We start from the raw sequence: 26,920 nt of genomic DNA, 5'->3' as shown, positions 1-26,920 counted from the left end.
GAGAGGGTTCGGTAAGTTGAGAATCGTTCTACTCGGACCGCCGGGTGCGGGCAAGGGCACGCAGGCGGCGAAGCTGGCCGACAAGCTGGGCGTCCCGCACATCTCCACCGGCGATCTGTTCCGCGACAACATCACCAACGAGACCGAACTCGGGGTGGAGGCCAAGCGCTACCTCGACGCCGGTGACCTCGTCCCGAGCTCCCTCACCAACGCGCTGGTCGAGGACCGCATCGACCAGGACGACGCGAAGAACGGCTTCATCCTCGACGGCTACCCCCGCTCGGTCGAACAGGCCGAGGCGCTCGGCGACATGCTCGCGGCCCGCAACCTGTCGCTCGACGCGGTGATCGAATTCCGCGTCTCCGAGGACGAGCTGCTCTCCCGGCTCAAGGGCCGCGGTCGCGCCGACGACACCGAAGAGGTCATCCTCAACCGGATGAAGGTCTACCGCGACGAGACGGCGCCGCTGCTCGACCACTACCGCGCCGAACTCAAGACGGTCGACGCCGTCGGGTCTCTGGACGAGGTGTTCGCCCGGGCGCTGCAGGCGCTGGGTCGGTGAACCGACAATCAGGCAGGCGCAGATAACGTGGCCGGGCTGAGGCTGCGCAAGGAGAAGGTCGTCGCGCAACGCACCACCGCGGAGCTCGACGCGATGGCCGCCGCCGGCGCGCTGGTCGCAGCGGCGCTGACCGCGGTGCGCGAAGCGGCCGTACCCGGCGTGAGCACCAAAGAACTCGACGCGATCGCCGAAGCCGTCATCCGCGACGGCGGCGGCATCCCGTCGTTCCTCGGCTACCACGGTTTTCCCGCCAGCATCTGCTCCTCGGTCAACGACCGGGTCGTCCACGGCATCCCGTCGGCCACCGAGACGCTGGCCTCCGGTGACCTGGTGTCCATCGACTGCGGCGCCATCCTCGACGGCTGGCACGGCGACTCGGCGATCACCTTCGGGGTCGGCCCGCTCATCCCGGTCGACGAGGCGCTCTCCGCGGCCACCCGCGAGTCCATGGAGGCGGGTATCGCCGCGATGGTGCCCGGTAACCGGCTGACCGACGTCTCCCACGCCATCGAGAAGGGCACCCGCGCCGCCGAGGCGCGCTACCAGCGGGGCTTCGGCATCGTCGACGGCTACGGCGGCCACGGCATCGGCAGGCAGATGCACATGGACCCGTTCCTGCCCAACGAGGGCGCCCCCGGCCGCGGTCCGCGCCTGGCCCCCGGTTCCGTGCTGGCGATCGAGCCCATGCTCACGCTCGGCACCACGAAGACCAAGGTGCTCGACGACGAGTGGACGGTCGTCACCTCCGACGGCTCCCGCGCGGCACACTGGGAGCACACCGTGGCGGTCACCGAGGACGGGCCCCGCATCCTCACGCTGCCCGCGGACTGAACCAAACCGCAGCCGGCGTCGTGTACCTGACGGAGGTTGGGGATGGACGATCCGGAAGCCACGATGATGCGCGTGCTCTACGACGAGCACGCCGATGCATTGTGGCGGTACGCGCTCCAACTGACCGGTGACGCCGCCACCGCCGAGGATGTCGTCCAGGAGACGCTGCTGCGGGCATGGCGGCACCGGCCGAACGGGTCGGCGCGGGCCTGGTTGTTCACCGTGGCCCGCAATCTGGTGATCGACGAGCGGCGCAGCGCGCGCTACCGCCGCGAGGCCGGGACCCCGGACGTCGAAACCGTGGCGCAGCCCAGCGAACCGGACAAGGTGGACTCCGCGCTGGACCGGATGCTCATCGGCTCGGCGCTCGCACAGTTGTCCGAGGACCACCGGGCGGTCGTCCGGCGCGCGTACTACCAGGGGTGGACGACGGGGCAGATCGCGGCCGAACTCGAGATCCCGGAGGGGACCGTGAAGTCCCGGCTGCACTACGCCGTGCGGGCGTTGCGACTGAACCTGCAGGAGATGGGGGTGACGCGATGATCGAAGCTCTGGGCGATCCCTATCTGCAATGGGACGCCGCCTACGTGCTTGGCTCGTTGTCCAGCGCCGATCGGCGCGAGTTCGAGGCGCACATGCAGACCTGCGACCGGTGTCGGGCGGCCGTCGCCGAGCTCAGCGGCATACCCGCACTGCTCTCGATGCTCGACGCCGACGAAGTCGACGGTCAACTGGACGGCGACGAGCCCGAACCGCCGCCGCTGCGGCCCGAGGTGCTGGATTCGGTACTCGACAAGGTCAAATGGCGCAGGCGCCGGTCGCGGTGGATGACGTCGGCGGCGGTGGGATTGGCGGCCGCGGTGCTCGCGGTCGGGCTGGTCATCGCGATCCGTCCGGGCGCCGTCGGAATGCAGAACGGCACGCCGGAGGTGACCGCGGCGACCTACGAGATGACCAAGCTCGCGCCGACACCGTTCAACGCGACCGTGAGCCTGTCCGATTTCGGTTGGGGCACCCGTATCGACATGGCCTGCACGTACGGCCAATGGTCCGGCGGCGGGCCCGCCGCGCCGCCGAGCCGGCTGGGCATGGTGGTGGTCGGCCGCGACGGCACCCGCTCGGAGATCGCGACGTGGCTGGGACTGTCCGGCGCGACGGCCCTGCCGAGCGGCAACACCACGCTGCACCGCGACGACATCGCTGCGGTGCAACTGGTCTCGGCCGACACCCGCGAGGTGCTGCTCGAGAAGACGCTGTGAGACCGGGCAATGGTATGAAAGGTCGGTGACCCAAGGGCCTGACGAGCACGACCCGATCGCCCTGGCCCGTACGAACTGGGAATCCGCGGGCTGGGGCGAGGTCGCCGACGGGATGGTCGCCGTCACCTCCGTGATGCGGGCCCACCAGATCCTGCTCGCGCGCGTCGAGAACGCCTTGCGCCCCTACGATCTGAGCTTCTCCCGATTCGAGTTGCTGCGGCTGCTGGCGTTCAGTCGCTCCGGCGCGCTGCCGATCACCAAGGCCTCCGACCGGTTGCAGGTCCACGTCACCAGCGTCACGCACGCCATCCGGCGGCTGGAGGCCGGCGGTCTGGTGGAGCGCATCCCGCACCCGACCGACGGCCGCACCACGCTCGTGCGGATCACCGAACTCGGCCGCTCGACCGTCGAGGACGCCACCGTGACGCTCAACAACGAGGTGTTCGCCGACATCGGGATGTCCGCCGACGAGTCGCGGGCGCTGGCCGCCTCGATCGAGACACTGCGCCGCCACGCCGGCGACTTCTAGGGGTCAGCGGGGCTCGATCTCGTCGCGGTGACCGGCCAGCCAGTCGCGGAAGGTCTGCAGCCGCGGGTTGAGTTCTCCCACCCGGTCCAGATCGCGCGCGCCGGTGAACGCCGCGGAGCTTTCGGCGTAGTACTGGAACATGTTGCCCATCTCCACCGCCGACGGGAACCCCTGCGCGCGGAAGTCGTCGAACGGCACCGGCCGGTAGGTCACCGGCTCACCCAGCGCGTCGGTCAGGGCCGCGGCGTAGCCGTCCCCGGTCAGGATGTCGCCGGCGATGCTGACGGTCTGTCCGATCAGGTCGCTGCGCTTGAACACGCCCAGTGCCGTGCGTCCGATGTCGTCGACCGCCATACCCGCAAGCGGTTGATCGGCCATCGGCAGTGCCAGCGTCAGGGCGCCGTCGTCGCCGCGCCTCGGCGGGAACGCGTTCGCGAAGTTCTCGAAGAACAGCGTGGTGCGCAGGTAGGTGGTCGGGATCGTCGCGAAGAACGCATCCGCGTCGGCCTTGGCGTCGAAGTGCGGGACCTTGTAACCCTCGACGTCCGGTATGGCGGCATCGTCGGCGAACTGGCCGCGGGTGTCCTCCAGCGTGGACCAGACGATGTGGTGTGCGCCTGCGCGTTCGAGGGCCCGCGCCGCGGCCCGGGCCTGCGCGAGTTCACGCTGCGCCCGTGACCGCTGCGCGTCCGGTGGCAGTGGCGCCCAGTAGTTGGTGACGACGAAGGCGCCGTGGATGCCGGCGAACGCCGCGTCGAGGCTGGCCTCGTCGTCGAGGTCGGCCGCCACGACCTCGGCGCCGGCGTCGGACAGCGCCGCCGCCTTCGCCGACTTCGGGTCGCGGGTCAGTGCGCGGACGGCGAACTCGCCGTCGTCGAGCAGCGCGCGGGCCATACCTCCGCCCTGCGCTCCGGTGGCGCCGACGACCGCGATGATCTTCTGCTCCGTCATGTCCATCTCCCTCTGAGTTGATGTATCAACCTAATCGACGGTAGGCGCGCCTGGGTTGATATGTCAACCCAGCGGGCTAACATCGCCGGTATGGCGACCGAAACTGCTGGGCGGCCATGGCTCACCGACGACGAGCAGCGGGCGTGGCGCGCGTACCTCGCCATGCAACAGGCTCTGGGCCGCCACCTGCACCAACATCTGCAACGCGAATTCGAGCTGTCCGACTCGGACTTCGAGATCCTGGTCAACCTGTCGGAGGCCGACGGCGAGCGCATGCGTCCCGTCGACCTCGGGGCAGCCACCCAGTGGGAGAAGAGCCGGTTGTCGCACCACCTGAGCAGGATGGAGGCGCGCGGACTGATCCGCCGGGAGCCGGGCGGCGGGCGCTATCCGGTGGTCGCCTTGACCGAGGGCGGCCGCGCCGCGCTGGCGGCCGGTGCCCCGGCCAACGCGGCCAGGGTGCGTGAGCTGTTCATCGACGTGGTGGGTGCCGACCGCCTCGAGGTGCTGCGTGGCATCGCCGACGACGTCGTCGCGGCCGTCGAGGCGCATCGACGCACCGACTGCACATTGGGGTGAGGTCAGTCGGCGACGGAGGGCAGCGGGATGGTCGCCGTCACCGCCGTCCCCGCACCCGGGCGGGACCGGATGTTGAGGCGGCCGCCGACGATCTCCGCGCGTTCGGCCATCGACAGCAGCCCGTATCCGCCCATCTCGTCACCGCCGAGGGGATGTTCGAATGTGTCGAATCCCACGCCGTCGTCGATGATCTCGAGCCGCGCTGTCTGGCCCGTGGCGTCGTCGGCCACCCCGAACGTCAGCCGGGCCGTGGCGGCGCCGGAGTGTTTGACCACGTTCTGCAGACACTCCTGCGCGATGCGGTAGAGCGCCAGCTCGATGTGGTCGGGCAGCCGGCGTTCGGTCAGATCGGTGTCGATCTGCACCTGTGGGATCGACCGCGCCAGGCTGGCCAGCCCGCCGGCCAGGCCGAGGTCGTCGAGCACCGGCGGACGCAGCCCGCTGATCGCGGCACGCGCCTCGCCCAGCGTCAGCGCCACCAGCTCACGGGCCTTGCCCAGCTGTTCGGACACCACCTGCGGATCGTCGATCGCGCGGACCGCGGCGTCGAGCCGGTAGGACAGCGTCACCAGCCGCTGCGAGATCCCGTCGTGGATGTCGCCGGCGAGCCGTCGGCGTTCGATCTCCTGGGCCTCGATCACCTGCTCGACGAAGTTCTCGTGCGCCCGTTCGCGCGCCACCAACTGCCGGTGCAGCCGCGCCTGGTGCAGCGCGCCGGCGATGAGCCGGCCGATCACCAGGAGCAGTTCCACGTCGCGCTCGGAGAAGTCGCGACGTTCGACGGTGTGCACGTTGAGCACCCCGACCAGCCCGCCGGGGTCGGTCTCCATCGGCACCGACACCATCGACGTGAAGTCCTTGCCGCGCAACGACTGGAAGGGCATGTAGCGCGGATCGGACTCCTTGTCGTGGCCGATCACCACCGGCTCGCGGTGGCTGGCCACCCAGCCGGAGATGCCCTGGCCCAGCGGTAGCCGGATCTTGCCGATCTGGCTGTCGAACGGCGGCGTGGCCCCGGCCAGTGTCAGCGACCGGTCGGAGTCGTCGAGCACATGGACGAAACAGACGTCGGTGCGGGTGGCCGCGGTGATCATGCGGGCGGCCGCGGCCGCGAGCGGCTCCACCCCCGGCCCGCTCGAGGCCGCCTGGATGAGCTCGCGCAGCAGGGCCAGTTCGCGGTCGGCGGTCAGCAACGCTCGCGTTGTCACTGGTAGATCCCCTCGCGCAGCGCCGTCGCCACCGCACCGGCGCGGTCACCGACGCCGAGTTTGCGGTAGATCGACCGCAGGTGGGTCTTCACGGTCTCCTCGCCGATCACCAGTTTGTTGGCGATACCCCGGTTGGACAGCCCGGTCACGACGAACGACAGGATCTCGCTCTCGCGCTGGGTGAGGCCCTGGCGGGCCCCGGGCCAGAACTCGTCCCGCTGCAGCCGGGCGGCGGTGTCGACCGCCCTGGCCGCCATGCCCGGATCGATGGCGGTCTGGCCGCGGTGGGCCAACTCGAGCTGGCGGACCAGCTCGTCACTGCTGATGCTCTTGAGCAGGTAGCCCGACGCACCCACCCGCAGCGCCTGGAACAGGTACTGCTCGTCGTCGTACACCGAGAGCATCACCACCTTCTGGTCCGGGTCGCGCCCGCGCAGCTCCAGGCACAGGTCCAGGCCGCTGGCCCCCTGCATCCGGACGTCGCACAGCACGATGTCCGGTCGCAGGTCGGCGACCACGCCGATCGCGCGTTCGGCGCCCACCGCCTGTCCCACCACCGCGACCCGGTCGGCATACGTCGCGAGCATGGCCTTGAGTCCCTCGATGACCATCTCGTGGTCGTCGACCAGGACGATCCGCACAGGCCCGCCGGTCATGCGCGATGCCGCTTCGCTTCTCGCTGGGCGGTCATGGCATCACCTTAGAGGCGCGGCGGCAGACGGCTGGGCAACTTCGCCACGTCGAATCCCCCAAAGGGGGGAGGACGCCGACCTGTGACCTGCGCCACTGTGATCGTGTGCAGACAACGCGTGAGAGAACATGGTGTGCGGGCCGGTTCTGGTGGGACGGGGCCCGCCCGGTCGCTGCGGAGGTGACCCCGTTGCGGGCCCTGGTGTTCGACCTGGAGGCGTTGACCGACCTCGACTACGACGTGCACCGCGTGGTGTTCAACGCCGCGTTCGCGGCGCATGGCGTGCCCATCGAGTGGTCGGCGGCCCGGTACCGGCGGCTGATGGTGCTGCGCGACGAACGCCAGCGCGTGCTGGCCGAACTGCGCAACCACTGCGTGGGACCGGAGTGCGACGTGCTGATCGAACTGCTCGCCGACGAGATCTGTTCGACCAAGGCGATGATGTTCGACGAGATGGTGCTCGACGTCGGTGCGAGCCCGCGGCCCGGTCTCGACGACCTCGTGGGTGACGCCTTCGCCGCCGGTGTGCCGGTCGCGGTGGTGACCTCGGGCCGCCGCGCATGGGCCGAGCCGCTGGTGCGCCAACTCGTGGGCGAGGGCCAGGTCGAGACCATCGTCACCGGCGACGACGTGGCGACGCCCGCGGAGGCCTACCGCTACGCCCTCGACGAACTCGGCGTCACCACCGACCGGGTCGTCGCGCTGACCGGCACGACGGCCGGGTTGCGCACGGCGACCGCGGCCGGCCTGGCCACGATCCTGGTCGGGCAGGACAGCGCCCCGCGGGATGCGACCGCGGCGCTGGCGGTGCGGGCCGACTACGGCGGTGCCGATCCGCTGCGGCTCACCACCTGTGAACGGCTGTACGCCCGGTCGACGGCCCGCAGGACAGCGCCCGCGGCATAGGGGACCGTCGGCGTTCGAGGGGTTGCCGACAGACTGCCCCCTATTGTTCTTCGAATGGGCACGGAGCGAACCCGCAACGCCCCGCAGACGCGCGCCGACATCCTCGCCGCCGCCCGGCGGCGCTTCGGGGCCGACGGCTACCAGCGCACCACCTTGCGCGGGGTGGCCGCCGATGTCGGGGTGGATGCGGCGCTCATCATCCGGTACTTCGGCAGTAAACAGGAATTGTTCGCTGAGGCAGCCGAATTCAGGATCGACCTGCCCGACCTCAGCACCGTCGACCCCGACCGGATCGCCGATGTGCTGCTGTCCCGTTTCTTCGCGGTGTGGGAACAGGACACCACGTTCCTCGCTCTGCTGCGGGCGGCGATGACCAGTGAATCCGCCGCCGACACGCTGCGGCACGTCTTCGCCACCCAGGTGGCGCCCGCACTCGCCGCCGTCGCGCCCGACCATCCGGCGCAGCGCGCCGGCCTGATGGGGGCGTTCGTGATCGGGTTGGCCACCACCCGCTACGTGCTCGCCAATCCCGCCGTCGCCGACCTCAGCCGCGAGGACCTCCTGCGTTTCGCGCGCCCCGTGATCCACCAACTCCTGCTGGATCCGCTCACCGACTGATCTTTTTCCCCCGCCTTTTGAACGACGTGGCGCCGCGACACGTCTTGAGAAGGTAGAGGGAGAGTGCCATGAGCGTTGTCGCAGCCGTACGCGGCGAGGTGCCGCCACATAATTACACCCAGGCCGAAGTGACCGAGGCGCTGATCGCGCTGCCCGGTTACGCCGAATACGCCGACAGCATCCGGGCGCTGCACCGCAGCGCGAAGGTGTCCACCCGCCACACGGTGCTGCCACTGGAGGAGTACGCCGGGCTGACCGATTTCGGCCGGGCCAACGACCTCTACATCGAACACGCCGTGGAACTCGGCGCCGCGGCGCTGACCGGCGCGCTCGACGACGCCGGCATCGACCCGTCCGAGGTCGACATGATCATGACGACCACCGTCACCGGCATCGCGGTGCCACCGCTGGACGCCCGCATCGCCGCCCGTGTCGGGTTGCGTCCCGACGTCCGACGTGTGCCGATGTTCGGGCTGGGCTGCGTGGCCGGCGCGGCGGGGGTCGCCCGGCTGCACGACCACCTGCGCGGAGACCCCGACGGGGTGGCGGTGCTGCTGGCGGTCGAGCTGTGTTCCCTGGTGTCGAAGACCGATCCGACGATGGCCACCGTGGTCGGCAGCAGCCTGTTCGGCGACGGCGCCGCCGCGGTCGTGGTGGCCGGCGACCGACGTGCCGAGGGGGCGTCCGGTCCGGAGGTCGTCGACTCGCGCAGCCACCTGTATCCCGACTCGCTGCGGACGATGGGCTGGGACGTCGACGCCTCCGGCTTCCGCCTGGTGCTCTCCCCGGATGTGCCGAAGGTCGTCGAACGCTACCTCGGCGACGACGTCACGGATTTCCTGCACAGCCACGGCATGAAGATCGGCGACATCGCCACCTGGGTGAGCCACCCCGGCGGTCCGAAGGTCATCGAGGCCATCACCGCGACCCTCGGATTACCCGACGACGCACTGGAATTGACCTGGCGGTCGCTGGCCGAGGTCGGCAACCTGTCGTCGGCGTCCGTGCTGCACGTGCTGCGGGACACCATCGCCAAACACCCGCCCGCGGACACCCCCGGGCTGATGATGGCGATGGGCCCGGGCTTCTGCTCCGAACTCGTCCTGTTGCGCTGGCGCTGACGGCCCATGGTCTGGTACGGCTTGTTGATCGCCGCGGTCGGTGTCGAGCGGCTGGGCGAACTCGTTGTCGCCGAACGCAACCGACGCTGGAGCCGGCAACGCGGCGGTGTCGAGTACGGTGCCAGGCACTACCCGGTGATGGTGGTGCTGCACACCGGTCTGCTGGCCGGGTGCCTGCTCGAGGTCGCCGCACTGAAACGGCCGTTCACACCCGTGCTGGGCTTCCCCATGCTCGCGCTGGTGATCGCCGCACAGGCGCTGCGGTGGTGGTGCATCACCACCCTCGGCCGGCAGTGGAACACCAGGGTCATCGTCGTCCCCGGCGCGTCGCGGGTCACCGGCGGACCGTACCGGCTCATCCCGCATCCCAACTACGTCGCGGTGGTCGTCGAGGGTTTCGCCCTCCCACTGGTGCACGGCGCCTGGATCACCGCGCTGGTGTTCACCGCGCTCAACGCCGCCCTGCTCCGGACGCGGGTCCGCGTGGAGAACACCGCGCTCGCGGGGTTGCGATGATCGACCTCCTCGTCGCCGGCGGCGGCCCGGCCGGACTGGCCACCGCGGTGTACGGCGCCAGGGCCGGACTGGACGTCGCGGTGATCGAGCGCCGTCCCGGCAGCCTGGACAAGGCCTGCGGGGAAGGTCTGATGCCGCACACCGTCGCCCATCTGGACCGCCTCGGGGTGGCGCCACACGGGATGGCGCTGAGCGGGATCGCCTACCTCGACGGGCACCGTCGGGTCGACGCGACGTTCCGCGGCGGAGCCGGGCTCGGTGTACGACGCACCGTGCTGCACGCCGCGCTGCAGGAGGCGGCCCGGTCGGCGGGCGTGCGCATCGTCAGCGGCGACGCGGTCCCGATCAGCCAGGACGCGCAGTCGGTGCGGGCGGGCGGGTTGCGGGCCCGATACCTCGCGGCCGCCGACGGGCTGCACTCACCGATCCGGCGGGCACTGGGACTGTCCCAACCCAGTCGTGGCCCGCGCCGGTGGGGGATCCGGCGGCACATCCACACCGCGCCGTGGAGCGATCGCGTCGAGGTGCACTGGGGCCCGCACAGCGAGGCGTACGTGACCCCGGTGGCCGACGACTGCGTGGGGATCGCGATCCTCACCTCGTCGCGCGGCGGATTCGACCGGCACCTCGCGGAGTTCCCCGCGCTCGCCGACCGGGTCCGGGAGCATGCCCACGGACCCGACCGCGCCGCGGGCCCGCTGCGGCAGACCGTGCGCGAACGCACGGCCGGGCGGGTGCTGCTCGTCGGGGACGCCGCCGGATACATCGACGCGCTCACCGGCGAGGGCATCGGGCTGGCCTTCGGCGCCGCCGAGCTGCTCGTGAATTGTGTTGTGGCAGAACGCGTCGACGAGTACGACCGCCGATGGCGGACACTGACCCGCCGCTACCGGCTGCTCACCGCGGGCCTGGTGCGGGCCGGGGCGACGCCGTCGATCCGGCCGCGCATCGTGCCCGCAGCGCAGGCACTGCCCGCCGTGTTCGTCGGTGTGGTGAACCGGCTCGCGGCCTGATCAGCCCCGCAGGGTCTCGATGATCGCGCTGAAGTCCTTGTCGGCGTGGTCCTCGGCGAACTTCTGGTACAGCTCGGCGGCGTGGCTGCCCAGCGGCGCCGACGCGCCCGTCGACGACACCGCGGCCATGGCCAGGCCGAGGTCCTTGTTCATCAACGCCGTCGCGAACCCCGGCTTGAAGTCGTTGTTGGCCGGAGAGGTCGGAACCGGTCCCGGTACAGGGCAGTTCGTGTGCACCGCCCAGCAGTTGCCGGTCGCGCCGGTGATGACGTCGAACAGGGACTGAGCCGGCAGCCCGAGCTTCTCGGCCAGCACGAACGCCTCACCGATCGCGATCTGCTGGACGGCGAGCACCATGTTGTTGCACAGTTTGGCGGCCTGGCCGGTGCCCGAGGCGCCGCAGTGAACGACCTTGCCCGCCATGGGTTCCAGCACCGGACGCGCCCGCTCGACGGCCGCGTCGTCACCACCCACCATGAACGCCAGCGTTCCCGCGGTGGCGCCCTTGACCCCGCCGGAGACCGGCGCGTCGAGTTGGGCGAAACCCTTCGCCGCGGCCGCGGCGTTGACCTCGCGCGCGTCGTCCACCGAGATGGTCGAGGTGTCGATGAACAGCGTGCCGTCCGCCGCGGCGGGCAGCACCTCGTCGTACACGCTCTTGACGATCGCGCCGTTGGGCAGCGAGGTGATCACCACCTCGGCGCCGGCCACCGCTTCAGTACCGCTTTCGAACGTGGCGATGCCGTTGTCCTCGGCGGCGGTCCGCAGCGCGGGCACCGGGTCGAAACCCCGCACGGTGTGCCCGGCCTTGGCCAGGTTGGCCGCCATCGGACCGCCCATGTGGCCCAGGCCGAAGAACGCAATCGTCGTCATTGTCTGATTTTCCCGTCGCTTCGCTCGCCCATCAGCTGTCTGATTTTCCCGTCGCTTCGCTCGCCCATCAGCTGTCAGATTTTCCTAGGCCGATGCTCGCGCCCTCGCAGCGGCTGCCCGCCCGATGACCACGCGCATGATCTCGTTGCTGCCCTCGAGGATCCGGTGGACCCGCAGATCACGGACGATCTTCTCGATCCCGTACTCGCGCAGATAGCCGTAGCCGCCGTGCAATTGGAGCGCCTGATCGGCCACCTCGTAACAGGCGTCGGTGACATAGCGCTTCGCCATCGCACACAATTCCACCTTGTCGGGGTGGTTCTCGTCGAGTGCGCCGGCCGCCCGCCACAACAACGTGCGCGACGTCTGCAGGGCGGTGGCCATATCGGCCAGGGTGAACCGGATGGTCGGCTCGTCGAGCAACGACGCGCCGAACGCCTGCCGGTCGGCCAGATAGGCGGCCGCCTTCTCGTAGGCCGTCTGCGCACCGCCCAGCGAGCAGGCGGCGATGTTGAGACGCCCGCCGTTGAGGCCGTTCATCGCGATGCCGAAACCGCTGCCCTCGGCGTCGGTGCCACCGAGCATGTTCTCCGCGGGCACCCGGGCGCCCTCGAACACGACCTGCGCCGTGGGCTGCGCGTTCCACCCCATCTTCTGTTCCTGGGCGCCGAAACTCACACCGGGCGTGTCCTTCTCGACCACGAACGCCGAGATGCCGCGCGGCCCCTCGCTGCCGGTGCGGGCCATCACCACATACACGTCGGAACTGCCCGCACCCGAGATGAACTGCTTCACCCCGTCGAGGACGAAGTGGTCGCCCTCCCGAACGGCCTTGGTGCGCAACGCACTCGCGTCCGACCCCGCACCCGGTTCGGTGAGGCAGTAGCTCGCGATGCTCTCCATCGACGCCAGCCGCGGCACCCACGTCTTGCGCTGCTCCTCGGAGCCGTAGGTGTCGACCATCCAGGCGCACATGTTGTGGATCGACAGGAACGCCGCGATGGCCGGGTCGGCCGCGGACAGCTGTTCGAAGATGCGCACGGCATCGACGCGCCGCAGCCCGCTGCCGCCGACGTCCTCGCGGCAGTAGATCGCCGCCATGCCGAGTTCGGCCGCCTCCCGCAACACGTCGGTGGGGAAGTGGTGGCTCTCATCCCACTCCGACGCGTATGGGGCGAGGCGTTTCTCGGCGAACGCGGCCGCTGTCTCGGCGATCACGCGTTCGTCGTCGTCGAGGCCAAAGAGATCCATGGGGATACTTCAGCCCTACTTCATCGTGGGGATGACGAATTCGGCGCCATCCTTGATGCCCGACGGCCAGCGCTGCGTGACGGTCTTGGTCTTGGTGTAGAACAGGATCGAGTGCGGCCCGTGCTGGTTGAGGTCGCCGAAGCCGGAACGCTTCCAGCCGCCGAAGGTGTGGTACGACACCGGAACCGGGATCGGGACGTTGACCCCGACCATGCCGACCTGGACCTTGGCGACGAAGTCGCGTGCGGTGTCGCCGTCGCGGGTGAAGATCGCCACGCCGTTGCCGTACTCGTGCTCGGTGGGCAGGCGCAGTGCCTCTTCGTAGTTGTCGGCGCGCACGATGCACAGCACCGGGCCGAAGATCTCGTCGGTGTAGATCGACATGTCCGGGGTGACGTGGTCGAACAGCGTGGGGCCGATGAAGTAGCCGCCCTCGAGGCTGTCGTCGCCGAACTGCATCTCGTCGCTGGAACGCTCGCGCCCGTCGACGACGGCCTCGGCGCCCGCCTCGACGCCCTGGTTGATGTAGTCGCGGACCCGGTTGAGCGCGGCCTCGGTGACCAGTGGGCCGTAGTCGGCCTTCGGGTCGAGGCTGTGGCCGACGCGCAGGTTGTTGACCCGCTCGACCAGCCGGTTGCGCAGCCGGTCCGCGGTCTCCTTGCCGACGGGTACCGCCACGCTGATCGCCATGCAGCGCTCGCCGGCGCTGCCGTAGCCGGCGCCGATCAGCGCGTCGACGGCCTGGTCGAGATCGGCGTCGGGCATCACGATCATGTGGTTCTTCGCGCCGCCGAAGCACTGCGCGCGCTTACCGTTGGCTGTCGCGCCGGCGTAGATGTACTGGGCGATGTCGGAGCTGCCGACGAAGCCGACGGCCTGGATCACCGGATGCTCGAGGATCGCGTCGACGGCTTCCTTGTCGCCGTGCACGACCTGGAACACTCCCGCGGGCAGGCCGGCCTCGATGAACAATTCGGCCAGGCGCACCGGCACCGAGGGGTCGCGCTCGGACGGCTTGAGGATGAAGGCGTTACCGCAGGCCAGCGCGGGACCGGCCTTCCACAGCGGGATCATCGCCGGGAAGTTGAAGGGTGTGATGCCGGCGACGACGCCGAGCGGCTGGCGCATCGAGTAGACGTCGATGCCGGTGCCCGCGCCCTCGGTGTACTCACCCTTGATCAGGTGGGGGATGCCGATCGCGAACTCGATGACCTCGATACCGCGCTGGATATCGCCCTTGGCGTCGGGGACGGTCTTGCCGTGTTCGATCGACAGCAGTTCGGCCAACTCGTCCATGTGCTGGTTGACCAGTTCGATGAAGCGCATCATGACGCGGGCGCGGCGCTGCGGGTTCCACGCCGCCCACTCCTTCTGAGCCTCGGCGGCGCCGGCCACCGCGGCGTCGACGTCGGCGCGCGAGCCGAGCAGGACCTGGGCCTGCACCGCCCCCGTGCTCGGGTTCATCACGTCCGCGGTGCGGGTGGACTCGCCTGCGGTGCGCTTGCCGTTGATGAAGTGCTGGATCTGGTTGGTCATGAGAATGCCCCTCGCTCGAGATACTAGGACATCCTAGTAACTGGTCGGGGTGGTTGACAAGGGGGCTTCCCTCGATCGTCGAGATCAGGGTCATGACACGCGAAAGGCGCGAACGCGGGGCAGAACCCTTATCTCGGCAGCGCCAGGTAGGCATCCCACGTCGGGAGCAGGCCGGCGTCGCGGGCCTCGGCGAGCGTGGGTGCCGCGGCGTCACGATCGGACAGCACCAGCTCACCGTCGAAGGGCCACTCGATGCCCAGCGCCGGATCGGTGGGCGACACCGTGTGCTCGCGGGCCGGGTCGTAACCCGTCGAGCACAGGTACATCACGGTCGAATCATCCTGCAGCGCAAGGAAAGCGTGCCCCAAGCCCTCCGACAGGTAGATCGATCGGCGGTCGCGGTCGTCGAGCAGCACCGCATCCCAGCGCCCGAAGGTGGGGGAGCCGACCCGGATGTCGACGGCCACGTCGAACACCGCCCCGCGCACACAGGTGACGTACTTCGCCTGACCCGGCGGCACCGCCGCGAAGTGCAGACCGCGCAGCACGCCGGCCCTCGACACCGAACAGTTGGCCTGCCGGACATCGAGGCGGTGGCCGGCGAACCCGGTGAACTCGCGGTCGGTGAACCACTCCATGAACGACCCGCGCGAATCGGCGTGCACGGTCGGGGTGATCTCCCATGCGCCGGGTACCGCCAGCTCCCGCGCGCTCACTGGCCGCGCTCCTCGTAGGCCGCTTCGGCGGCGTCCTTGAGCGGCCGCCACCACGCCTCGTTGTCGCGGTACCACTGCACCGTCGCGCGCAGCCCTTCCTCGAAGTCGAGATGTGCCGGTTTCCAACCCAATTCGTCGTAGAGCACCGACGGGTCGATGGCGTAGCGCAGATCGTGCCCGGCGCGGTCGGTGACGTGGTCGAAGTCGTCGGGGTCGCGGTCCATGATGCGCAGCAGGGTGCGCAGCACGGAGAGGTTGTCGCGTTCACCCTCGGCGCCGATCAGGTACGTGCGGCCCACGACGCCGTCGCGCAGGATCCGCCACACCGCGCTGTTGTGGTCGTCGACGTGGATCCAGTCGCGCACGTTGGCGCCGGTGCCGTAGAGCTTGGGCCGCCGCCCGGTGAGGATGTTGGTGATCTGGCGGGGGATGAACTTCTCGACGTGCTGGTAGGGCCCGTAGTTGTTGGAGCAGTTCGAGATCGTCGCGCGTACGCCGTAGGACCGCACCCAGGCGCGCACCAGCAGGTCCGCGGCCGCCTTGGTCGACGAATACGGACTCGACGGGTTGTACGGCGTCGACTCGGTGAACCGCTGTGGGTCGTCGAGGGCGAGGTCGCCGTACACCTCGTCGGTCGACACGTGGTGCAGCCGGACGCCGGCCCGGCGGACCGCCTCGAGCACCGTGTAGGTGCCGACGACGTTGGTCTGCACGAACGGGCCGGGATCGGCCAGCGCGTTGTCGACGTGGGTTTCCGCGGCGAAGTGCACGACGGCATCGGTGGCCGGGTCGAGGTCGGCGATCAGCCCGCCGACCAGACCGGCGTCGGCCACGTCGCCTTCGACCAGTCGGATCCGGTCGGCGACCGGCGCCAGCGACTCCCGGCTGCCCGCATAGGTGAACGCGTCGAGCACGGTCACTGCGTAGTCGGGATGCTCCCGCACGGTGGCGTGGACGAAGTTCGCACCGATGAACCCCGCTCCGCCGGTGACCAGCAACCGCATGGAGGAAACCCTAGCGGCCGCCCGCGCCTACTTCGTCAACCCGAGCGGGCCCGCCAACTCCTCGAGCGTCGGGATGAGTTTGTCCCAACCGCCCAGCACCTGGATGGCGACGTGGTCGGCCCCGGCGTTGTGGTGCTCCTGCAGCCGGGCGGCGACGTCCTCGGCGGAACCGTGGGCGACCACCGCGTCGATCAGCTTGTCGCTGCCCGGTTTGGCGACGTCCTCGTCGGTGAAGCCCAACCGCTTCCAGTTGTTCACGTAGTTGCTCAGCCCGAGGTAGAAGTCGACGGTCCCGCGACCGATCTCGCGCGCCTCCTCGACGTCGGTGCTCAGCACCACCTTGTGCTCCGGGGCGAGGAACACCGTGGGGCCGACCAGGTTGCGGGCCTGGCCGGTGTGCTCGGGGGTCGTCAGGTACGGATGCGCGCCGGCACTGCGCCGGGCGGCCAACTGCAGCACCTTCGGGCCGAGCGCGGCGATGACGAGGCGGCTGGTCGGCACCTTGGCCGCGTCGAGTTTGTCGATGTACTCGACCAGCACGTCATACGGTTTGCGGTACTCCTGGGTGGCCTCTGGGTGGCCGATGCCGATCCCGAGCAGGAACCGGCTCGGGAACTTGTCCTCGATGCGGTGGTAGGACTCGGCCACCTCCTCGGCGGGCGACGCCCACACGTTGACGATGCCGGTCGCGACCTGCAACGTCTCGGTCGCGTCGAGGATCGGCTCGACGAACGCCAGGTCGGCGGCCGGCGAGGCGCCCACCCAGACCGCGCCGTAGCCGAGCTCCTCGATCTGCGCGGCCTGTTCCGGCTTAGGTGCGCCACCGGTCCAGACGCCATAGCGGCCTAGGCCGGGTTTGAGGGATACGCCTTCGGTCATGAGTGTTCCTTCATTCCGTTGTCGAGCAAAGTCACTGCAGGCCGAGCGGTCCGGCCAGCTCGGCCAATGCGGCCACCAGCTTGTCAGGTCCGGTCAGCACCTGCACGGGCACATGGTCGGCGCCGGCGTCGAGGTGCTGCTTCAGCCGGGCCGCGATGGCGTCGACGGTGCCGTAGGCCACGACGGCGTCCACCAACCGATCACTACCCGGTTTTGCCACGTCTTCATCACCGAATCCGAGCCGTTTCCAGTTGTTGAGGTAATTGGCCAGGTTCAGGTAGACGTCGAGCGCCTTGCGGCCGACGGCGCGGGCCTTCTCCGGATCGGTCGTGAGCACCACCTTGTGCTCGGGCGCCAGGAACGCCTCGGGGCCGATCACCGCGCGCGCCTGTTCGGTGTGCTCCGGTGTCGTCAGATACGGGTGCGCCCCGGCGGCGCGATCCGCCGAGAGCTTCAGCACCTTGGGGCCGAGTGCGGCCACCACCCGCCGATCGCGCGGCACACCGTATTCGTCGAGCCGGTCGAGGTACTCGGTGAGCGCCGCGACCGGTTTGCGGTAGGCCTGATGCGCTTCGGGATGGCCGACGCCGATGCCGAGCAGGAACCGGCCGGGGTGGGCCGCCTCGATGCGGTGGAAGGATTCGGCGACCGGACCGGCCGCCGCCGTCCAGATGTTGACGATCCCGGTGGCGAGCTGGAGGTTCTCGGTGGCGTCGAGGATCGGTTCCACCCAGTCCAGTTCGGCGGGCGGTGACCCGCCCACCCACACGGCGCCGTAGCCCAGCGCCTCGATGTCGCGAGCCTGCGCGGGAGTGACCCCGCGCCCGAACACGCCGTACCTACCGAGATCGGGTTTCGTCATTCCGGTTCCAACCGACCCCGCCGCGAACTATTCCGTGGCTATTCAGTGGGCGCGGGGGCCACCAGCGGCAGGCACACGATGAAGCGGGTGTCACCCGGTACGGATTCGACGCGCAGGTCGCCGTGGTGCTTCTCGACGATGATGCGGCGGGCCAGGTCGAGGCCGAGTCCGGTGCCCTCCCCGACGGGTTTGGTGGTGAAGAACGGGGTGAAGATCCGGTCGACGATCTGCTCCGGGATGCCGGGCCCGTCGTCGCAGATCTCGACGCGCACCCGTTCGTCGTTCTCCCGCATGGTGCGTACGGTCAGCGTGCCGTGCCCAGCCATCGCCTGGAGGGCGTTGTCGATGAGGTTGGACCACACCTCGTTGAGATCGCCCGGGTAGCAGAGCAATTCGGGCAGCGACGTATCCTTCTCCCACACCAGCCTGACCGGTTTGTCCTTGCCGATCTTGTCGCCGAAGATCGTCTTGATCGTGCTGTGGATCAACTCGTGGACGTTGGCGCTCTGATAGGCGCCGCGGTCCATCTGGGAGTACTGCTTGGCACCGGCGAGCAGTGCCGAGATGCGTTTACTCGCCTCGGCGATCTCGCTCATCCGCAGTTCGGTGTCGATGGTGTACTTCAGCCAGCCCAGCGCGCTCTGCAGCGCGGCCGAACAGTCGCCGTCCATGACGTCGTCGACCGACGCCGAGATCCGCTCCAGCCAGTCGATGTCGAGACCCGCCTCGACGAAGGTGGGTGCGTAGTCCCAGCCGCCGGCGATCCCGTGGTCGTCGAGCCAGTCGCCGATCTGGTCCTCGCGGTCGGAGGTCTCCAGCGCCGTGAGGTCCATGCTCCTGGACTTCGCGACCTGTTCGGCGACCTCGTCCTGGATCTTCACCAGGACCCGCAGCGCCTCGGGGCTGAACTTGCCGCTGGCGAGCATTGCCAGCTTGTGGCGCATCTTGCCGACACCCTCCTGCAGGTCGGCGACGGCGCGGGCGGTGGCCGCGGCGGGGTTGTTGAGCTGGTGGGTGAGCCCGGCGGTGATGGTCCCTAGTGCGAGGAGTTTCTCGCGCTGACCGATGATCTGATGCTGCCTGCGGCCACCGACGCGGTGGCCCTCCAGCAGATGAACGGCCATCGGGAACTGGGACTGCATGAACCGGGCGAACGCATCGGCGTCGAGGACGAAGAACTTCGACGGTCTGTTCAGCCGCACCGAGGCCTCGTACACGTGCTCCTCGCCGGGGACGTACGCCGACCACGCCCCGCAGTACACCCCACGCTGCGAGGTGCGCCCGGTCTGGATGTCGGCCCCGCCGGAGCGTTTCGACATCGTCAGTTCGCCGTCGATCAGGACGTAGAAGCAGGTGGCGGGGTCACCCTCGGTGCACAGCGGCCCAGCCGGGAACGTCTCGATGTGACCGTCGGCGCACAGCATGTCGAGTTGTTCGTCGGAGAGCGCCTCGAACAGGAACAGGGTGCGCAGTTCGTCGCGCAGGCATGTCTCGCCCATCGTGACCCCTTTCAGGCTTCCGCCAGATACCGGTGCACCAGCATCACCGCCATCGATCCTTCGCCGACGGCGGCGGCCACCCGTTTGGCGGATTCCGCGCGCACATCACCTGCAACAAAAACACCCGGCACACTTGTTTCCAGGTGGTGCGGCGGGCGGTCCAGCATCCAGCCCGAGACGTCGCGCAGATCGGGCCCGGCCAGGATGAACCCGTGGTCGTCGCGGACCACGATGCCGTCGAGCCAGTCGGTGCGCGGTTCGGCGCCGATGAAGATGAACATGCGGCCGCAGTGGTGCTCCTCGCGCGCCCCGGTCAGGGTGTTCTCCAGGCAGATGCCCTCGAGGTGGCCGTCGCCCTTGACCGCGTGCACGACGGTGTTCGGCAGCTCCCGGATCTTGTCGTTGGCCCTGATCTGCTGGATCAGGTAGTGCGACATCGAGTCCTCGAGCCGGCGCCTGCTGACGATCGTGACCTGCTTGGCGCTGCGCGACAGGTACATCGCGGCCTGGCCGGCGGAGTTCGCGCCGCCGATCACGTACACCTCGTCGTCCTCGCAGTCGGCCGCCACCGACGACGTCGCGCCGTAGTACACCCCGGCGCCGGTCAACCCGTCGCAACCCTCGGCCGGCAGCTGGCGGTACTCGACGCCCATCGCCAGGATCACCGCCCGCGCACCGATCGACCGGCCGTCGGACAGCCGCACGGTGCGGGCCGACCCGTCGATCTCCAACGCCGTCACCTCCGCCGCGGTGATCAGTTCGGCGTCGAACTTCTCGGCCTGCCTGCGCGCCCGCTCGGCGAGCTGAGAACCCGACAGGCCGTCGGGGAAGCCCAGGTAGTTCTCGATGCGGGAGCTCTGCCCGGCCTGCCCGCCGGTGGCGGTGCGTTCGATGAGCACCGTCTTGAGACCCTCAGACGCGCCGTACACGGCGGCGGCCAGCCCGGCGGGCCCGCCACCGATCACCACCAGGTCGTAGAAGTCCTCGGCCGGGGTCGTGGTGAGCCCGAGCGTGGCGCCCAGTTCGGCGTCGGAGGGGTCGACCAGCGTCTCACCCTGTTCGGTGATCACCACCGGCAGCGTCATCCCGTCCTGGCCGGCCGCCTCCAGCAGCTGTCTGCCCTTGGCTTCGTCGGCGCGAAACCAGGTGTAGTACAACCGGTTCCGGGCCAGGAACTCGCGCACCTCCGACGATCTGGCGTTCCACGGATGGCCGATGATCTTGGTGTGCGGGATGGCCCGGTCCCCGGTGGCGCGCCACGTTTCGATCAGCGCGTCGATGACCGGGTAGAGCTTCTCCTCCGGGGGGTCCCACGGTTTGAGCAGGTAGTGGTCCAGGTCGACGACGTTGATCGCGTCGATGGCCGCGTGGGTGTCGGCGTACGCGGTGAGCAGTACGCGGCGCGCCATGGGGTAGAGGTCCATCGCCTCTTCGAGGAATTCGATACCGCTCATCTGCGGCATCCGGTAGTCGGCGACGAACACCGCGACCGTCTCGCCGCGCAGCTTCAGTTCGTTGAGTGTCTCGAGCGCATCCGGGCCGGATTCGGCCCGCACGATGCGGAAGGTCTCGCCGTAGTGGCGGCGCAGGTCGCGCGCCACCGCACGCGAGACCGCAGGGTCGTCGTCGACGGTGAGGATCACGGGTTTGCGGGGTACCGCGGTAGGGCCTGTCATCGCGATCAAGTATGCGCCGTCTTAGGCTTCGACCCGTGGTCGATCTCCAATACTCCGATTCGGTGTACGTGGCGCGGGAGCCGGAGGCCGTGTACGCGTTGGTCTCCGACGTGACCCGGATGGGCGAGTGGAGCCCGGTGTGCCGGGCCTGCTGGTGGGACGACCCCGACGCCGGACCCGTCGCGGGCGCGTGGTTCACCGGACGCAACGTGACCCCCGAGCGGGTGTGGGAGACGCGCAGCCAGGTGACCGTCGCCGACGGCCGCGAGTTCGTCTGGGAGGTCAACGGCGGCTGGGTGCGGTGGGGCTTCACCGTGGCGCCCGAGGGCGACGGGACCCGGCTGGCCGAACACTGGCGGCTGCTGCCCAGCGGCGTCGCCGGGTTCCACGAGCGCTACGGCGCCGACGCCGACGCGCAGATCGCCCAGCGGACGGCGGCCGCGCATTCCGGAATCCCCGAGACGCTGGCCGCGATCAAACGGACCGCCGAGACCGCCTAGGTGACCGCCGCGTGGCAGACCATGACCGGAACGCGGCTGTGGTGCAGCACATTGAGGCTCGTCGAGCCGAGAACCGCCGCGCTCAGGGCGGTGGCCCGATGGTTGCCGACCACGACGAGCTGCGCGCCGGTGAGCCGATCGAGCAGCGCCTGGCCCGGCTTCGCATCGTCGAGCAGCGTCGCGACCTGCACACCGGGATATCGGTCCGTCCAGGGTGCGAGTGCGCTGGTCAGCAGTTCCCATTCCGCGGATTCCAGCGCTTCCCAGTCGATCAGGTAGGGGATCGCCACCGCATCGGCGTCCAGACCCGCCGCCCAGGAGTGCACGGCGGTGATGGGCGAGCCGAACCGGTCGGCGAACTCGAACGCGGCCGCCAGTGCGGCCGTCCCGGCAGGCGTGCCGTCGACACCCACCACGACCGGCGCCGTACCGGGCTGCCCGATCTGGCGCCACGCCACCACCGGGCACGACGCGTGCTGCGCCACCCGCAGCGTCGTCGACCCCACCAGCACCGCCGCGGCCGGGCTGACGTCGTCGCAGCCCACGACGACCAGCGTGGCGTCCCGGCTCAGTCCGATCAGCGCCTCATGGGCCGGTTCATCGACCACCTCGACGGCGATGTCCAGCCGCGGAAAGTGTTCAGCCACGGTCCCTTTCACCATGTCGAGCGTCTTCTCGGCGGCGGCCTGCTGCTCGGCTGCGGCGGCCGCCCGGATGGCGACCACCGCCGCGTCGGCGAAGAGGTGCCCGGTCGTGACGGTCGAGTGGACGAGCCGCAACGACGTGCGGTATCCGTAGGCCGCCGCCGCGGCCCACTGTGCGGCGTGGATGCTGGTCTGCGAGCCGTCGATCCCGACGACGACCGGGGCGGTGCGTTGCGCCATGCGCGTGCCTTTCCGTGGGTCAGCCGCTGTGCGCGGTACGCGTGAGGAGCACCTTGAGCGCACCGGTCTCGCCGGCGCGGCTGAACACGTCGTAGGCGAGGTCGAACTCGTCCATACCGAAATGGTGGGTGATCATCGCCGCCGTGTCGATCTGATGGTTGGCCACCAGGCTGATCAGGGAGGGGGTGGAGTGCGTGTCCACCAGACCGGTGGTGATCGTGAGGTTCTTGATCCAGATGTCCTCCAGGTGCAGCGTGGCCGGCTTCCCGTGCACCCCGATGTTCGCGACGTGGCCGCCGGCCCGGACCAGCCGGACCGCCTGTTCGAAGGTCTCGGGCACACCCACGGCTTCCATCGCCACGTCGGCGCCGAGACCATCGGTGAGTTCGTCGAGGACCGAGCGGGCATCCTGCGATGTCGAGTTGACGACGACGTCGGCGCCCATGTTCTTCGCCGCTTCCAGCCGGCTCTCGGCGATGTCGATGACGACGATGTGGCTGGGGCTGAAGAGCTTCGCGGTGAGGACTGCCGCGAGGCCGATGGGACCGGCGCCGACGATCGCCACGGTGTCGCCGGGTCGCACCGCTGCGCTGAGCACGCCCACCTCGTAGGAGGTGGGCAGGATGTCGGCGAGCATGACCATCTGCTCGTCGCTCACCCCGGCCGGCACCTTGTGCGTGGAGTTGTCGGCGAACGGCACGCGGACGTACTCGGCCTGCGTCCCGTCGATGAGATGGCCGAGAATCCATCCGCCGCCGCCGAGGCACTGGCCGTACTGCCCGTCGCGGCAGTACCGGCAACTGCCGCAGGCGCTGATGCACGACACCAGCACCCGGTCACCGACTGCGAGTTTCTCGACCGCGGAACCGATTTCGATCACGGTGCCCACCGCTTCGTGGCCGAGGATCCGGCCGGGCTGCACCTCGGGCACATCCCCTTTGAGGATGTGCAGATCGGTGCCGCAGATCGTGACCGCGTCGACGCGCACGATGGCGTCGGTGGCGCGTTGGACTTCCGGGTCGGGCACCTGCTCCCACGATCGACGCCCCGGGCCGTGGTAGACCATTGCGTGCATTGTCGAATTCTCCTCGGTTCATGGATCGGTGTGGTGGATCAGTAGGCCAGACAACAGATCTGCTGCGCTTCGGCCACGGAGTCGGCCAACGGGCGGCCGGTGTCGACACGGTGCGCGCCGTGCCAGACGGGCGTCGTGATGTCGGCCGCGATCTGCGGGGTGGCGTCGGAGGTGGTCGACGTCCGGTGCGCGATCCGGGTCTGGGCCGCCGAGAGTTCGGTATCGCAGGCCAGTTCCACCAGAACGGCTGATGAACGGTCGGCGCAGTCACGCGCCGCCCTGCGGTGACCCGGGTCCCGCCAGGTGCCGTCGAGGACCACCGACTCGCCGTGAGCGAGCAGCACCGCCGCCCGATGCAGCACGGTGTCGTACACCAGTGCCACGTTCTCGGGTGAGTACAGTCCGCTCTCGAGAGCGCCGGCGGCGCCGTGGACGACTCCGGAGTCCTGAAGTTCCCGACGGACATTGTCGGTCGAGATGACATGGGCGCCAACGGATTCACCCAGGGCACCGGACAGTGTGGTCTTACCGGTTCCTGGGCCCCCGCCGACGAGGACGAGCCGGACCGTGGCCGCTTTGAGGTGGTTGGCGGCGATGTCCAGGTGCCACCCGGCGTCGGCCGCCGCGTCCTCGTGTCCCTGGCCGACCTTGATGCAGTCGACCTTGGCGCGCACGACGGCGCGGTAGGCGATGTAGAAGTCGACCAGCGAGCGCGGCGCGGAGTCCCCGGCGAGTTCCTGGTACTGATCGAGGAAGTGGTCGGCCAGGTCACGCCGGCCCAGGAATTCCAGGTCCATCGCCAGAAATGCGGCGTCGTCGACGCCGTCGACGAAGCGCAGCCGGTCGTCGAACTCCAGGCAGTCCAACGGAACCGGGCCGTCGGGTGTGCAGAAGACGTCGTCGGCCAGCAGGTCGCCGTGACCGTCGACGATGCGGCGGTCGGCGATGCGGCCGGCGAACAACGCGTCCCGGCCGTCGAGATACCGCAACGCCAGTCGGCGGACCTCGTCGACCGTCTGCGCCGAAACCACTGCACCCGCGGAATGGTCCAGCTCGTCGAGGTTCTCGCACCACCGCGCCCTGACCGCGGCGGCTGTCGCGCAGGCATCGATGTCCGCGCGCCGGTCCGCCGTCGCATGGAAGCGGGCGAGCATGCTCGCGAGCATCGTGAGGTGATTCTCGGTCGACTCACCGCGTATCACCATGGACCGCAGCCGGTACCGGTCGGGGTAGCGGCGCATCACCACGACCGGTTCGGGCACGTCGTGACCGGGTCCGTGCATGTGGGCGACGCCGAGGTAGCTGCCCGGCGCGAGGCGGCTGTTCAACTCCACTTCGCGGGCGCACACCCGCTCCCGCTGTTCCGGCGCGCTGAAATCGAGGAAGTCCGTGGTCACCGGCTTCTTGATCTTGTAGGCCTTCTCGCCGAGCAGTAGCACCACACCGGTGTGTGTCTCGTACACCTCGGCGGCCAAGTCGTTCACCGGCGAATCGTCGGCAGCGGTCTCCTCCGCGGTGGTCATGGGCCAATGGTCGCTTCGCGGACGGGTTTGCCGCAGCGGTCTTCGGACCTCACGGCCCGTCGAAAGGTCCCGACTGGACGGGGCCATTGGTCCTCAACCGCTCGGCGTGTGACCAAAGACTCTTGTCCCGGACCCGGCGGATTGTGAGCGTGGACTGGAGAACGGGTGGACAGGGAGGCTGATCGATGACCACGACCCGAGCGGACATCGACACGATCAGCGATGCAGTGCAGCTGGCGTGCCGAGCCCCGTCCGTACACAACAGCCAGCCGTGGCACTGGGTCGCCGACCGGTCCGGGCTGCAGCTCCTCCTCGACACCGACCGGCTCGTGGCCACCGACAAGTCCGGCCGGGAGGCATTGCTGAGCTGCGGTGCCGTACTCGATCATCTCCGGGTGGCCATGGCGGCCGGCGGCTGGATCGCGCACATCGACCGCTACCCGAATCCCAACGACCACCTGCACCTGGCCGCCATCGACTTCTCGCCGATGTCGTATGTGACCGACGGCCACCGCGCCCGCGCCGAGGCCATCGCGCGCCGCTACACCGACCGGCTGCCGTTCGGCCCGCCCCCGGACTGGGATTCGCTCGAGCTCCTGTTGCGCGACGCCGTCGATGAATCGGTGGCCATGCTGGACGTCATCGCCGAGGACGCCCGTCCGCAGCTCGCGGAAGCCTCCCAGCTCACCGAGTCGCTGCGCCTCTACGACTCCGACTATCACGCCGAATTGGCTTGGTGGACAGGGTGGTTGGCGGTATCGGACGGGATACCGCACGGTTCCCTGGTGTCAGCGGCCGAAAGCGACCGCGTCGACATCGGCCGTCACTTCCCGGTCACTCACGGTGCGGCGGAGCGGCGTATGAGCGTGCCGGAGGACCACTCCAGGGTGCTGGTCATCTCGGCGCACGACGACACCCGCCGCGACATACTCGGCTGTGGTGAGACGCTGTCGCGGGTGCTGCTGGAGGCGACCTTGGCCGGGATGGCCACCTGCACGCTGACCCACCTCACCGAACTGCGCGCCAGCCGCGACATCATCTCCGCCCTGGTCGACCGCGATCTGCCGCAGGTGCTGATCCGCGTCGGGGCGGCGCCCGCCTACGATCCCGTCCCGCCGCCGACGCCCCGGCGTCGGCTCGAGGATGTGCTCGAGGTGCGGCTGTGACCGGGGATCCCACGCCCCAAACCCGCAAGCCCCCCGTGACTGTGTTCCTCGTCGACGACCACGAGGTGGTGCGTCGCGGGTTGATCGATGTGCTCAGCGCCGAACCGGACCTCGAGGTGATCGGCGAAGCGGGCTCGGTCTCCGAGGCGCTGGCCCGCATCCCGGCGCTGCAGCCCCAGGTCGCCGTGCTCGACGTGCGGCTGCCCGACGGCAACGGCATAGAGCTGTGCCGCGATCTCCTGTCGCGGCTGCCGGATCTGCGGTGTCTGATGTTGACGTCCTTCACCTCCGACGAGGCGATGATCGACGCGATCCTCGCCGGCGCGAGTGGATACGTGATCAAGGACATCAAGGGTATGGAACTGGCCAAGGCGATCAGGGAGATCGGGGCGGGCCGGTCCCTGCTCGACAACCGGGCGGCCGCCGCACTGATGGCCAAGCTGCGCCGGGCCACCGAGCATTCCGATCCGCTGTCCGGCCTCAGTGATCAGGAGCGGGTCCTGCTGGGGTTGCTCGGAGAGGGGTTGACCAACAAGCAGATCGCCGCGCGGATGTTCCTGTCGGAGAAGACGGTGAAGAACTACGTGTCGCGACTGCTCGCGAAGCTGGGGGTGGAACGTCGCACCCAGGCCGCGGTGTTCGTCTCCCGCCTCGACCGGTCGGACGGCGCCGCAGAAGGCTGACCGCTTCGT

The 26,920-nt window shown here is 69.4% G+C and carries 29 protein-coding genes; 14 read left to right on the top strand and 15 right to left on the bottom strand.

Going from position 1 to position 26,920, the window contains the following annotated elements:
- Positions 1-16: 16 nt before the first annotated feature.
- From G6N49_RS17885 to G6N49_RS17865, 5 genes are read left to right on the top strand one after another with little or no spacing between them, the layout of a single operon-like run.
- A complete protein-coding gene (locus tag G6N49_RS17885) occupies positions 17-562 on the top strand; it encodes an adenylate kinase (protein WP_011558462.1) in 546 nt (181 codons plus the stop codon).
- Between the two features lie 27 nt (positions 563-589).
- Entirely contained in the window at positions 590-1,393 is an 804-nt protein-coding gene (gene map, locus G6N49_RS17880; protein WP_011558463.1) for a type I methionyl aminopeptidase, read from the top strand.
- A 42-nt stretch (positions 1,394-1,435) separates the two neighbouring features.
- On the top strand, positions 1,436-1,936 hold the full coding sequence (locus G6N49_RS17875) for a sigma-70 family RNA polymerase sigma factor (RefSeq protein ID WP_011854827.1): 501 nt from the start codon (positions 1,436-1,438) through the stop codon (positions 1,934-1,936).
- The gene (locus tag G6N49_RS17870; protein ID WP_011854828.1) at positions 1,933-2,652 is read left to right on the top strand and encodes an anti-sigma factor family protein; all 720 of its coding nucleotides are present in this window, start codon (positions 1,933-1,935) and stop codon (positions 2,650-2,652) included. The genes G6N49_RS17875 and G6N49_RS17870 overlap by 4 nt, the downstream gene beginning before the upstream one ends.
- Before the next feature lie 25 nt (positions 2,653-2,677).
- Positions 2,678-3,181, top strand: a complete 504-nt coding sequence (locus G6N49_RS17865) for a MarR family winged helix-turn-helix transcriptional regulator (protein WP_011854829.1) — start codon at positions 2,678-2,680, stop codon at positions 3,179-3,181.
- A gap of 3 nt (positions 3,182-3,184) precedes the next feature.
- Here the strand turns inward: G6N49_RS17865 and G6N49_RS17860 are convergent, their stop codons facing one another.
- On the bottom strand, positions 3,185-4,132 hold the full coding sequence (locus G6N49_RS17860) for an NmrA/HSCARG family protein (protein WP_083044982.1): 948 nt from the start codon (positions 4,130-4,132) through the stop codon (positions 3,185-3,187).
- Positions 4,133-4,222: 90 nt separating this feature from the next.
- On the opposite strand from G6N49_RS17860, the gene G6N49_RS17855 reads away from it, so the two are divergent.
- Positions 4,223-4,711, top strand: coding sequence for a MarR family winged helix-turn-helix transcriptional regulator (locus tag G6N49_RS17855; protein ID WP_011854831.1), 489 nt, complete (start codon positions 4,223-4,225; stop codon positions 4,709-4,711).
- Between the two features lie 2 nt (positions 4,712-4,713).
- Here G6N49_RS17855 and G6N49_RS17850 read toward each other — a convergent pair whose 3' ends face one another.
- Both G6N49_RS17850 and G6N49_RS17845 read right to left on the bottom strand, forming a co-directional pair.
- Positions 4,714-5,919, bottom strand: coding sequence for a GAF domain-containing sensor histidine kinase (locus G6N49_RS17850; RefSeq protein WP_083044964.1), 1,206 nt, complete (start codon positions 5,917-5,919; stop codon positions 4,714-4,716).
- Positions 5,916-6,575, bottom strand: coding sequence for a response regulator (locus G6N49_RS17845; RefSeq protein ID WP_011558471.1), 660 nt, complete (start codon positions 6,573-6,575; stop codon positions 5,916-5,918). The genes G6N49_RS17850 and G6N49_RS17845 overlap by 4 nt, the downstream gene beginning before the upstream one ends.
- A gap of 140 nt (positions 6,576-6,715) precedes the next feature.
- Between G6N49_RS17845 and G6N49_RS17840 the strand changes: the two genes are divergently transcribed.
- The 5 genes from G6N49_RS17840 (at position 6,716) to G6N49_RS17820 (ending at position 10,784) form a co-directional block, all read left to right on the top strand.
- Positions 6,716-7,516, top strand: a complete 801-nt coding sequence (locus tag G6N49_RS17840; protein WP_064874179.1) for an HAD family hydrolase — start codon at positions 6,716-6,718, stop codon at positions 7,514-7,516.
- Positions 7,517-7,570: 54 nt separating this feature from the next.
- A complete protein-coding gene (locus tag G6N49_RS17835; RefSeq protein ID WP_011854834.1) occupies positions 7,571-8,134 on the top strand; it encodes a TetR/AcrR family transcriptional regulator in 564 nt (187 codons plus the stop codon).
- A 68-nt stretch (positions 8,135-8,202) separates the two neighbouring features.
- On the top strand, positions 8,203-9,255 hold the full coding sequence (locus G6N49_RS17830) for a type III polyketide synthase (RefSeq protein ID WP_011854835.1): 1,053 nt from the start codon (positions 8,203-8,205) through the stop codon (positions 9,253-9,255).
- A 6-nt stretch (positions 9,256-9,261) separates the two neighbouring features.
- Positions 9,262-9,771, top strand: a complete 510-nt coding sequence (locus G6N49_RS17825; RefSeq protein WP_083044965.1) for an isoprenylcysteine carboxyl methyltransferase family protein — start codon at positions 9,262-9,264, stop codon at positions 9,769-9,771.
- On the top strand, positions 9,768-10,784 hold the full coding sequence (locus tag G6N49_RS17820; RefSeq protein ID WP_083044966.1) for an NAD(P)/FAD-dependent oxidoreductase: 1,017 nt from the start codon (positions 9,768-9,770) through the stop codon (positions 10,782-10,784). The genes G6N49_RS17825 and G6N49_RS17820 overlap by 4 nt, the downstream gene beginning before the upstream one ends.
- Here G6N49_RS17820 and mmsB read toward each other — a convergent pair whose 3' ends face one another.
- The 9 genes from mmsB to G6N49_RS17775 form a co-directional block, all read right to left on the bottom strand.
- Positions 10,785-11,657: a 3-hydroxyisobutyrate dehydrogenase gene (mmsB, locus tag G6N49_RS17815; RefSeq protein WP_011854838.1), complete on the bottom strand. Its 873-nt coding sequence runs from the start codon at positions 11,655-11,657 to the stop codon at positions 10,785-10,787.
- A gap of 84 nt (positions 11,658-11,741) precedes the next feature.
- Positions 11,742-12,908 (bottom strand): acyl-CoA dehydrogenase family protein, encoded by a 1,167-nt coding sequence (locus tag G6N49_RS17810; RefSeq protein WP_011854839.1) that lies wholly within the window; start codon positions 12,906-12,908, stop codon positions 11,742-11,744.
- Between the two features lie 15 nt (positions 12,909-12,923).
- Complete coding sequence (locus tag G6N49_RS17805) at positions 12,924-14,444, bottom strand: CoA-acylating methylmalonate-semialdehyde dehydrogenase (protein WP_011558479.1); 1,521 nt, start codon at positions 14,442-14,444, stop codon at positions 12,924-12,926.
- Between the two features lie 128 nt (positions 14,445-14,572).
- Positions 14,573-15,160 carry a dTDP-4-dehydrorhamnose 3,5-epimerase gene (gene rfbC / locus G6N49_RS17800; protein WP_083044967.1) on the bottom strand — a complete coding sequence of 196 codons (588 nt, stop codon included), beginning with the start codon at positions 15,158-15,160 and terminating at the stop codon, positions 14,573-14,575.
- Positions 15,157-16,164, bottom strand: coding sequence for a dTDP-glucose 4,6-dehydratase (rfbB, locus tag G6N49_RS17795; protein ID WP_083044968.1), 1,008 nt, complete (start codon positions 16,162-16,164; stop codon positions 15,157-15,159). The genes rfbC and rfbB overlap by 4 nt, the downstream gene beginning before the upstream one ends.
- 27 nt (positions 16,165-16,191) lie before the next feature.
- Positions 16,192-17,043 (bottom strand): LLM class F420-dependent oxidoreductase, encoded by an 852-nt coding sequence (locus tag G6N49_RS17790; RefSeq protein WP_011558482.1) that lies wholly within the window; start codon positions 17,041-17,043, stop codon positions 16,192-16,194.
- Positions 17,044-17,074: 31 nt separating this feature from the next.
- Positions 17,075-17,905: an LLM class F420-dependent oxidoreductase gene (locus G6N49_RS17785; protein ID WP_083044969.1), complete on the bottom strand. Its 831-nt coding sequence runs from the start codon at positions 17,903-17,905 to the stop codon at positions 17,075-17,077.
- 38 nt (positions 17,906-17,943) lie between these two features.
- Entirely contained in the window at positions 17,944-19,404 is a 1,461-nt protein-coding gene (locus G6N49_RS17780) for an ATP-binding protein (protein ID WP_083044970.1), read from the bottom strand.
- 11 nt (positions 19,405-19,415) lie between these two features.
- Positions 19,416-21,080, bottom strand: coding sequence for an NAD(P)/FAD-dependent oxidoreductase (locus tag G6N49_RS17775; RefSeq protein WP_083044983.1), 1,665 nt, complete (start codon positions 21,078-21,080; stop codon positions 19,416-19,418).
- An 11-nt stretch (positions 21,081-21,091) separates the two neighbouring features.
- Between G6N49_RS17775 and G6N49_RS17770 the strand changes: the two genes are divergently transcribed.
- On the top strand, positions 21,092-21,580 hold the full coding sequence (locus G6N49_RS17770) for an SRPBCC family protein (protein WP_407665044.1): 489 nt from the start codon (positions 21,092-21,094) through the stop codon (positions 21,578-21,580).
- Here G6N49_RS17770 and G6N49_RS17765 read toward each other — a convergent pair.
- From G6N49_RS17765 to G6N49_RS17755, 3 genes are read right to left on the bottom strand one after another with little or no spacing between them, the layout of a single operon-like run.
- Entirely contained in the window at positions 21,577-22,464 is an 888-nt protein-coding gene (locus G6N49_RS17765) for a universal stress protein (protein ID WP_083044972.1), read from the bottom strand. The two genes, G6N49_RS17770 and G6N49_RS17765, sit on opposite strands and share 4 nt — an antisense overlap.
- Positions 22,465-22,483: 19 nt before the next feature.
- Positions 22,484-23,539: a zinc-dependent alcohol dehydrogenase family protein gene (locus tag G6N49_RS17760; protein ID WP_083044973.1), complete on the bottom strand. Its 1,056-nt coding sequence runs from the start codon at positions 23,537-23,539 to the stop codon at positions 22,484-22,486.
- Between the two features lie 38 nt (positions 23,540-23,577).
- The gene (locus G6N49_RS17755; protein ID WP_083044974.1) at positions 23,578-25,149 is read right to left on the bottom strand and encodes a bifunctional aminoglycoside phosphotransferase/ATP-binding protein; all 1,572 of its coding nucleotides are present in this window, start codon (positions 25,147-25,149) and stop codon (positions 23,578-23,580) included.
- Positions 25,150-25,247: 98 nt separating this feature from the next.
- On the opposite strand from G6N49_RS17755, the gene G6N49_RS17750 reads away from it, so the two are divergent.
- Together G6N49_RS17750 and G6N49_RS17745 are read left to right on the top strand one after the other, a co-directional pair.
- Positions 25,248-26,228 (top strand): Acg family FMN-binding oxidoreductase, encoded by a 981-nt coding sequence (locus G6N49_RS17750; protein WP_011558490.1) that lies wholly within the window; start codon positions 25,248-25,250, stop codon positions 26,226-26,228.
- A complete protein-coding gene (locus G6N49_RS17745) occupies positions 26,225-26,911 on the top strand; it encodes a response regulator transcription factor (RefSeq protein WP_011558491.1) in 687 nt (228 codons plus the stop codon). The genes G6N49_RS17750 and G6N49_RS17745 overlap by 4 nt, the downstream gene beginning before the upstream one ends.
- The last annotated feature ends 9 nt before the right edge of the window (positions 26,912-26,920 follow it).

Origin of the sequence: Mycolicibacterium monacense (assembly GCF_010731575.1) — a bacterium.
Taxonomy (GTDB): domain Bacteria; phylum Actinomycetota; class Actinomycetes; order Mycobacteriales; family Mycobacteriaceae; genus Mycobacterium; species Mycobacterium monacense.
This window is presented reverse-complemented; position numbering and strand designations above follow the sequence as displayed.